Raw genomic sequence first — 8,543 nt, 5'->3', positions numbered from 1 at the left:
TAGTCGAGAGTAATCGTCTCCACGTTCTGTGAGTGTCTCGGGCTTCAAATAACGATCGTTTTCGCAGATCATGAAATCGGCCTTGGAAGCGGCGCTCAGGCCGTCAAAACCCCTTCAGCAACCCCACCCCTTCAACAACCGTCGAAGGCCGTTTGTTGAGAGGATGGCGGGTGTGACGTCCCCTCCGCAGCCACCTGACGACCTGCTGCCCGTCTTCCCCGCCCGAGCGAGATCCGCATCGGTTATGCCCGCGTCTCCACCGGCGGGTAGAAACTCCAGCGCCAGCTTGACGCCCTCACCGCGGCCGGGTGCCGACGCATCTTTGCCGACAAGAAATCCGGCAGAAGCGCCGAGCGGCCCGAGCTGGCCGCCTGCCACGCCTTCCTGACCGTCGGGGACACGCTGGTGGTGCCGTCGCTGGATCGCTACGGTCGCTCGCTGGCCGACCTGATCGCCATGGTGGGCGAGCTGCACCGCCGCGAGATCGGCTTCACCTCGCTGCACGAGAACCTCGACACCCCCACCCCGGGCGGGCGGCTGGTCTTCCACGTGTTCGCCGCGCTGGCCGAGTTCATCCGCGAGCTCATCGTCGCCGGGACCCGCGAGGGCCTGGCCGCCGCCAAGGCGCGCGGCCGCATCGGCGGACGGCCCACCGTGGTGACGCCGGAGATCCTGCGGGCGGCCCGGGACCCGCTGCCCAACCCCGAGCACTCGATTCGCCATGGGGCGGGTAGCCGTCGAGTGAGATCGGCCGCCCTGGAACCACGGGGTGCCCGTGGTCCCGCCCTTAATCGAGTCGAGCCGCTTGGCGGCTGGGGACGCGTTCGAGAGAAGACCCCCTTTACAGTGAGTTTCTGTGCTTTACGGAAGATCTGTGGAAATCAGCGCGCTCGACGAGGTGATTGCACAGGCTCGCCATGGTTGCGGCGGGGCGGTGGTGCTCCGGGGTGAGGCCGGGGCGGGCAAGACCGCCCTGCTCGACGCGGCGGCCGCGCGGGGTGAGGCGATGAGGGTGCTGCGGACCGGCGGCGTCGAGTCCGAGTCCGACCTGGCGTTCGCGGCGCTGCACCAGCTGCTGTGGCCGGTGGCCGGATTGCTCGATGCGCTGCCCGGGCCGCAGCGCGACGCCGTGCGAGCGGCCCTGGGGCACGCCGTCGGCGGCGCGGGCGACCGCTTCTTGCTAGGCGCCGGCGTGCTGTCGTTGCTGGTCGAGGCGGCCGGCCCGGAGGGCCTGATCTGCGTGGTCGACGACTTCCAATGGGTCGACCGGGCCTCGGCCGACGCGCTGCTGTTCGCCGCCAGGCGGCTGGGCACCGAACGGATCGCGATGTTGCTTGCCGTCCGCGGCGACGCTCCCGTCAAGGGCGTGCCGTCGACGGTGGGCGTGCGCGGCCTGCCCGAGGACGCCGCGGCCGAGTTGCTGGAGTCCCGGCACGGGCTGCTGGCCGCCCCGGTGAGACGGGAACTCATCACGCTGACCGGGGCTAACCCCCTGGCCCTGGACGAGATCGCCGCCCGGCTGACGCCCGCGCAACTCGCCGGCCGCGAACCGCTGCCCGACCCGCTGCCCGGCGGCGCGCGGCTTTTCGGCGACCGGGTGACCGGGTTGTCGGCCTCCGCCCGGCTGGTCGCCCTGCTCGCCGCCGTCGAGACCGACTTCGAGGTGGTCCTGCGTGCCACCGAGCGGCTGGCGGCCGGGGCGGCGGGGTCGGGGCCGGTGGCGTCGGTGGTGGCGGCCTTCGCCGAGCTGGAGGAGAGCGGGCTGGCCGAGGTGTCGGGCGCAGGCATGCGCTTCCGTCACCCGCTCATGCGATCCGCGATCTACGAGGCGGCCGCCCCCGCCGAGGTCCGCCACGTGCACGCCGTCCTGGCGGAGCTGACCGCAGGCGACCGTAGGGCCTGGCACCTGGCCGGAGCCGCCCTGGGCCAGGCCGAGCCGGTCGCCGTCGCGCTGGCGGAGGCCGCCGAGCGGGCTCGCGATCGCGGCGGGTACGGCGCCGCCGCCACCGCCCTGACCAGGGCCGCCGAGCTGACCCCCGAGCCGCGCGCCCGCGCCGTCCGGCTGAAGGACGCCGCCGTGGCGGCCTGGCTCGCCGGTCGGCCGGGACAGGCGGAATCGCTGCTGGCCGAGGCACGCGAAGGGGCCGGTGAGGACATCACGCTCGCGATGGAGATCGCCCGGCTCCGGGGCCGGTTCGAGCTGAACTCGGGCAACGCCGCCGAGGCCGTGCGGATCCTGGCGGCGGGTGACAGTCTGGACATGCTGGCCGACGCCGTGGAGGCGGCCTCCTACGTCGGCGATACGGCGGCCATCGTCGAGCTCGGCCGACGGGCGGCGGCGCACCCCGAGGGGTTCTTGCGGGACACGGTGGCTGGGATCGGGCTGACTCTGAGCGGCGACACTGCCGGGCCGGGCCTGCTGCGGCGGGCACTGGCACGGGCGGGCGAACTGGGGGATGCGGCGGGCTACCTCTGGGCGACGGCCGCGGCCAGCACTCTGGGCGAGTCGGATCTGGCGACCGAGATGGCCGAGCGGGCCGGGCGAGTGGCCAGGGTGTCGGGGATGACCGGGCAGCTGCCCGTCGTGCTGGAGTTCGTGGCGACCGCCGACCGCCTCGCCGGGCGGCTCGCGCGCAGCCAGGCCGTCTCCGAGGAGGGCCTGGCGCTGGCGCGGGAGGCCGGGTACGAGAACACGGTGGCCGCACACCTGGCCAATCTGGCGGTGCTGGCGGCTCTGCGCGGCGAGGAGGAGCCCTGCGAACGGCAAGCCCGCGAGGCGCTGGCCATCGCCCTGCCGCACCGGGTGGGACTGCGCGCGGGGGTGGCCGCGTACGCGCTGGCGATGCTCGAGTTGTGCCTGGGCCGCTACGCGTCGGCGCACGACCGTTTCCGGGCGATCGCGGTGGCGGGGCCGGGCGCGGGGCATCCGACCGTGGCGTGGCGGACCATGCCAGACCGGGTCGAGGCCGCGGTGGGCGCTGGCGACGAGGTCGGCGCGCGGGCGGCGCTTTCGGCCTACGAGCGATCGATCGAGCACGCCACGACGTCCGAGTCGCGCGCGCTGCTGGCTCGCTGCCGAGGCCTGGCCGAATCGGCTGAAGAGGCTTTCGGCGAGGCGCTACGGCTGCACACCAACCCGTTCGAGGCGGCCAGGACGGCCCTGCTGCTGGGTGAGCTTCTGCGCCGCGCGCAACGGCCGGGCCAGGCGCGAACGCATCTGCGGATGGCGTGGGAGACCTTCGAGCAGGCCGGCGCCCGGCCGTGGGCGCGGCGCGCGCAGGAGGAGCTGCGGGCGGCGGGCGAGACCGGCAGCGCCCCGCCCCCCAGCGTGCTCGACGCGCTGACCCCGCAGGAACTGCGCATCGCGGGCTTGGTCGCCGACGGGTTGTCGAGCAAGCAGATCGCCGCCCAGCTCTTCCTGAGCCCGCGTACGGTCGAGTACCACCTGTACAAGATCTATCCCAAGCTGGGCATCGGCTCCCGTACGGATCTGGCGCGGCTAGTAGTTCTACAGAAGGCGCCCGTAGCCGCAGACGACATGCTCTGAGGCATGCACAACGTGACCATCTGGAGTGAAGAGTTCGGCGCCGAGACGGACGCGCCGATCCTGTTGATCATGGGTTCGATGTCGCAGGGCATCCTGTGGCCGGACGAGCTCGTCGGCCGGCTGACGGCCGGAGGCCGCCGGGTGATCCGGTACGACCACCGCGACACCGGCATGTCGGGCACCGTGGACTTCGCGGCCGAGCCGTACACCTGGGACGACATCAAGAACGACGTCTACCGGGTGCTGGAGGCCCATGGCCTGGACAGCGCTCATCTGGTGGGCCATTCGGCGGGCGGGCTGCTCGGCCAGCTCATCGCCGTGGAGGCGCCGGAGCGGGTACGGTCGCTGACCGTCGTCGCCTCCTCGCCGCTCGGCGGCGGTGAGGGCCAGGTACTCCTGCGGGCCCTGACGGGCCAGCCGCAGCCCGAGGGCAGCCTGCCGGAGCCGGAGCCGGAGTTCGTGGAATTCTTCCGCGCGCTGATGACCGCCCCGCCCGCCCAGGACCGCCGCGCGCTGATCGACAGCATGATCGCCGAGCAGCGCGTGCTGCACGGCACCGGGCTGCCGTTCGACGAGGACGCGGCGCGCCGACTGCAGGAACGCATCTACGACCGGGCCCGCGACCTGTCGGCGGCGGCCAACCACCGGCTTGCCGCAGGGGCCGGCCCCGACTTCGAGCCGGTCGGCGAGCTGCACCGGGTGAAGGCGCCCACGCTGGTCATCGAAGGCAGCCACGAGCCGGTCAAACCGGGTCACGGCGCGATCATCGCCGAGCAGATCCCGGGGGCGCGGCTGATGATCGTGGAGGGGATGGGGCACACGCTGCCGCTGGAGACCCACCAGGAGCTGGCCGACGCGATCCTCACGCACACGGCCGAGTGAGGAAGTCTGTTGCAAGATCCCTGGGTTCCCGCCATCGAAGTGGCGGACCTGACTCAGCGCTTCGGTGCCGTGCTCGCCGTCGACCGGCTCAGCCTGAGCATCCCGCCGGGGATGTTCTACGGCATCGTGGGCCCCAACGGCGCCGGCAAGACCACCACGTTGATGGCCATGTGCGGGTTGCGGGAGCCGACCGCGGGCACGGTCAGGGTCACCGGTCATGATCTGCGCGCCGCGCGGGAAGCCGCGCTCGCCCAGCTCGGCGTCATGATGGACGGCCTGTCCCTGCCCGAACGGCTGACCGCCACCGAGGTCCTGCGTTATAGCGCCGGGCTGCGCGGCCTGGACGACGGCTGGAGGGTGCGGGCGGGCGACCTGCTGGAGATCCTCGGGCTCGACGCGGTTTCGCGCACGCTGATCGTGGAGTACTCCACGGGCATGCGCAAGAAGATCAATCTTGCGCTGGCGGTACTGCACCGGCCCCGGGTACTCATACTGGACGAGCCGTTCGAGGCGATCGACCCGGTATCGGCCCACTCCATCGAGCAGGTGCTCAGGCAGTACGTCGACGGCGGCGGCACCGTGGTCCTGTCGAGTCACATCATGGACTTCGTGGAGCGCAACTGCCACCGGGTGGCGGTGGTGGCCGGTGGCCGGGTGCTGGTCGAGGGGCCGGTGGCGGAGGTGGCGGCGGGCTCGACGCTCAACGAGCGGTTCGTCGAGCTGGTGGGCGCCGATCCGGTGCGCCCGCTGGAGTGGCTGGCATGATCCGCACCTTGTTCGCGCTCAAGCTGCGCCTGTTCCGCAACGGCCCGCACAACGAGCGCGCTTTCAGCCTGGTCGCCGGACTGGTCTTGGCCGCCCTGGTGATCGCGAGCGCGTCATTGACCGCCGATGGCGTGATCCACGAGGGCTGGATCGCGGTGGTAGTCACCGTGTGGGGTGGCATGTGGCTGTTCGGGCCGCTGGCTCAGCCTCGCCATGATCCGTCGGTCATCTCGCGCGAGTGGTTGCGCAGCTATCCGCTGCGGCCGTGGCGGCTGGCGCGGGCCCTGTCGTGGACTGAACTGCTGGGCGTCGGCCCGCTGATCACGCTGGTGGGCCTGTCGTCGCTGGTGGTACTGGCCGCGCCGGGTGGCACGGTGGCGGTCGCGGCCGCCGTGGCCGCGGTGGTGGCCCAGCTGTATCTGCTCATCTGGACGGGCAAGACGGTGGCGGCGCTGGCGGCCTGGCTGCTGCAGACCCGGGCCGGGATGACGCTGGCCTCCGTCCAGACCGCGATCATGCTCGCGCTGTCGTTCGCCGGATGGGTACCGGTCGCGGCCTGGCTGCTGCCCCGTCTCGGCGAGGGGGACATCGCCCTGGTCACCCCTGCCGCCGGGCAGCCGCCCGAGCCGGTGATCGACGCGCTCGCCGCATGGCCCACCGGCTGGGGGTACGGCGCGGCGCTCGCCGCACGCGACGGCGCCGGGCCGGGACCGGTCCTGCTGCCACTGGCGGCGCTGCTGACCTTGGGCGCCCTGTTGCAGCTGTGCTGGATCGCGCTGACGGCTCGCGCCCTGCGCCGGCCGCCTCGCCGGACGAATCCGCGGCGGCCCGCCGCGCCGAGACGTGGGCTGTCCTTGCCGTTTGCGACGCCGCAGGTGGCCGCGGTCGCCTCGCGAGAGCTGGCCACCTGGCTACGGGACCCGGCTCGCGGCGTTGAGCTGCGCAGCGCCTGGCTGACACCGCTGCTGATGGCGCTCATCATCGCCTTCACCGACTGGAGCTGGGCGCTGCCCCTGGTAGGCCCGGCGGCAGCCGTGTTCGGCGCGATGGTTGCGATCAACACCTACGCCCTCGACGGCACGGCCCTATGGCAGCTCCTCACCACACCGGGTGCCCTCAAGGCCGACGTGCACGGGCGGATGGCGGCGTGGGCGCTGCTGTTCGGTCTGCCGTCCATTGCGCTGGCGGCTGTGCTGTGGGCCGCGACCGGTTCTCCCCTAGGAGGTGTCGCCATCGGCGGCGCCATCGCCGCGGCCGCGGCGGGCTGCGCCGGGGCGCCGCTGCTCGCGCTCGTGATGCCGGCCGTGGGCACCGACGCCCGCGATCGTATCTACCCGGGGCAGCAAGCGGGCGATCCGACGGGCGGACAAATGACGATCTTCCCTGTGGTCCTGCTGGCCGCGGTCCTGCCCGGCGTCATCGACGGTCCGTGGTGGGTGACCGTCCTCGTCGCCGCCGTTCTGGCCGGCGCCGTCCTGGGCGCGACACCCGCGCTCACCGTGCGCCTGCTCCAGCAGCGCGGCACCGGCCTACTGGAAGCGATGGCCACCCGCGACACCACAGCCCTGCGGGCAGCCGCCCGGGCAAAGAGCTGACTCGCTCAGCCGATGATCGGAACACCATGACACCTGCCCTCGATATCAGCGGGCTGACCAAGATGTTCGACGCCACCCGCGCCGTCGACGCGAAGGAGCATGGCAGCTGCCCCGGACAGATCGCCACGAAGACCGCCATCGTTATCCCTACGACTCCCTTGTACCGCGGCTCCACGGAGAAGCACCGCCGGAAATTAGCTATTCACCGTCAGTGCGGATCACTTCGGTCAACCGTGCAGACCACTCCGGAACTGACACCAGCGCCTTCAATAAACGATGGCGGCCTCAATGGATCAACGCATCACCGCTGTTCAAGATCTCAGCGTAGACCTACGCTGGACTGCGGTAGCGGTGGATCTTGCGAGGGCGGTCGTTGAGCTCGGCCGCGATGGCATCCAAGTCGGCCCAGTACTCCCGCAGACATCCCACAGCGCTAATACTCCAGTGGCACTTTGAGATCATGACTGGGATCTGCGCTGGTAGTGGCACCGGCGGGCGACGGCCTGATGACGGCGACGCCACCGTGGCTAGCGCAGAACCTCCTCGACCCCGCGTGGCCGGGCCAGGACGAGTACGGCCGGCAGACGACGGATCTCCGGCAGCGTCAACGGGACGCGCTGCGGATCGCCGCCCGGCCGGCCTGCGACCAGCACGGCCAAGAACACCAGCGCGAGCATGGCCAGCGTGATGTGCCGGTGCCGGCCGATCTGAGGTGCGGACCTGGTAGTGGTCCAGCCCGACCTGGCCCTTGGCCGCCTGGAACGACTCCTCGACCGCCCAGCGGGCGCCCGCCACGCGCACCAGCGTCAGCAGCGGCACCGCCGCCGGAGCGTAGCAGCGGTAGAAGGCCAGTTCCCCGGTGGCCGGGTGGCGGCGGATCAGCAGCCACCGGCACCCGCCGGCGCGGTCGGCGTCGTCGGTGTCGATGCGGGCCCAGGCCCACAGGTAAAAGCGCGGGCCCTTGGCGCCGGGCCCGGCGCTGTAGCGGTGCCAGTGCCCGTCGGCCGCCAGCGTGGCGGCCTGGGCCGCGGTGCGCTCGACGCCCTCCAGCGCCACGCGCCGGTTGCCGGCGATCGCCAGCACGTATCCCAGCAGGTGCTCCTCCAGGAAGGCGCGCAGATCCGGGGCCTGGCCGTAGACCTCGTCGCCGCTGACCCGGCGGGCGTCGGCTCCGGCGGCCAGGGCCGCGCCGATCATCTGGATGGCCAGGACGGACCTGGTGGCGAAGACGGCCTGATCGGTGATCGCGGCGGTGCGGCGGCGGGCGGGATCGGCCGGCCAGGTGCGGGCGGGCAGGTAGAGGCGCCGGTCGATGAGTGCGCGTCCCCGGGGCGTGGCGTAGGCGAGGAACACGCCGACCTGGCTGTTTTCGATCTTTCCTGCGGTGCCGGTGTACTGGCGCTGCATGGCCTGCGGGCCGGGCAGCCCGGCGTGTTCGGCCAGGCTCCAGCAGTTCTTGCGGTCCAGGTCGGCCGGCAGGCCGCGCACGTAGGCGGTCGCGGTACGGCGTGGCTCGACGCGGCCGAACCGGGTCGCGCCGCTTTTGTTGCCCACCAGCTCCCGGTCGCCATCTACCAGCGTCCAGGAACCGATCAGCTCGTCCGGCTCCCACTCGGTCCGCACCCGCGCCCCTTTGCTCGATCACCGAATCCCCGACGGACGAGGGTCACGATCAAGGAGCGGACGTCCACTGCCGGAAGGTATGCGGCACCTGTGATGGTTACGTACCGAAACCGAGATATTGCTTGAAGCTG

Annotated in this window: 4 protein-coding genes and 2 pseudogenes; 5 read left to right on the top strand and 1 reads right to left on the bottom strand. The window is 72.0% G+C overall.

Annotation, left to right across the window (positions count from 1 at the left end; all coding sequences use genetic code 11):
- Positions 1 to 285: 285 nt before the first annotated feature.
- The 5 genes and pseudogenes from ABD823_RS33820 to ABD823_RS33800 all read left to right on the top strand — a co-directional run.
- Positions 286 to 951: pseudogene (locus ABD823_RS33820) on the top strand (recombinase family protein); the annotation flags it as partial.
- Positions 875 to 3,547 carry a helix-turn-helix transcriptional regulator gene (locus tag ABD823_RS33815; RefSeq protein ID WP_344866930.1) on the top strand — a complete coding sequence of 891 codons (2,673 nt, stop codon included), beginning with the start codon at positions 875 to 877 and terminating at the stop codon, positions 3,545 to 3,547. The pseudogene ABD823_RS33820 and the gene ABD823_RS33815, both read left to right, overlap by 77 nt.
- Positions 3,548 to 3,550: 3 nt before the next feature.
- Positions 3,551 to 4,429: an alpha/beta fold hydrolase gene (locus ABD823_RS33810; protein ID WP_344866928.1), complete on the top strand. Its 879-nt coding sequence runs from the start codon at positions 3,551 to 3,553 to the stop codon at positions 4,427 to 4,429.
- A gap of 39 nt (positions 4,430 to 4,468) precedes the next feature.
- The gene (locus ABD823_RS33805; protein WP_344866926.1) at positions 4,469 to 5,194 is read left to right on the top strand and encodes an ABC transporter ATP-binding protein; all 726 of its coding nucleotides are present in this window, start codon (positions 4,469 to 4,471) and stop codon (positions 5,192 to 5,194) included.
- Positions 5,191 to 6,789: a hypothetical protein gene (locus ABD823_RS33800; protein WP_344866924.1), complete on the top strand. Its 1,599-nt coding sequence runs from the start codon at positions 5,191 to 5,193 to the stop codon at positions 6,787 to 6,789. The genes ABD823_RS33805 and ABD823_RS33800 overlap by 4 nt, the downstream gene beginning before the upstream one ends.
- Before the next feature lie 458 nt (positions 6,790 to 7,247).
- Here the strand turns inward: ABD823_RS33800 and ABD823_RS33795 are convergent.
- Positions 7,248 to 8,346, bottom strand: a pseudogene (locus ABD823_RS33795) (IS701 family transposase).
- Positions 8,347 to 8,543: the final 197 nt, after the last annotated feature.

It is taken from the genome of Planomonospora alba, from assembly GCF_039534085.1.
In the GTDB taxonomy this organism is placed as follows: Bacteria; Actinomycetota; Actinomycetes; order Streptosporangiales; family Streptosporangiaceae; genus Planomonospora_B; species Planomonospora_B alba.
The sequence above is the reverse complement of the archived record's forward strand: the minus strand, read 5'-3'. Positions and strand labels throughout refer to the sequence as shown.

Coding starts and splice junctions, on each gene's coding strand:
- ABD823_RS33800 (WP_344866924.1), top strand. CDS start 5,191: ATGATCCGCACCTTGTTCGCGCTCAAGCTGCGCCTGTTCCGCAACGGC.
- ABD823_RS33810 (WP_344866928.1), top strand. CDS start 3,551: ATGCACAACGTGACCATCTGGAGTGAAGAGTTCGGCGCCGAGACGGAC.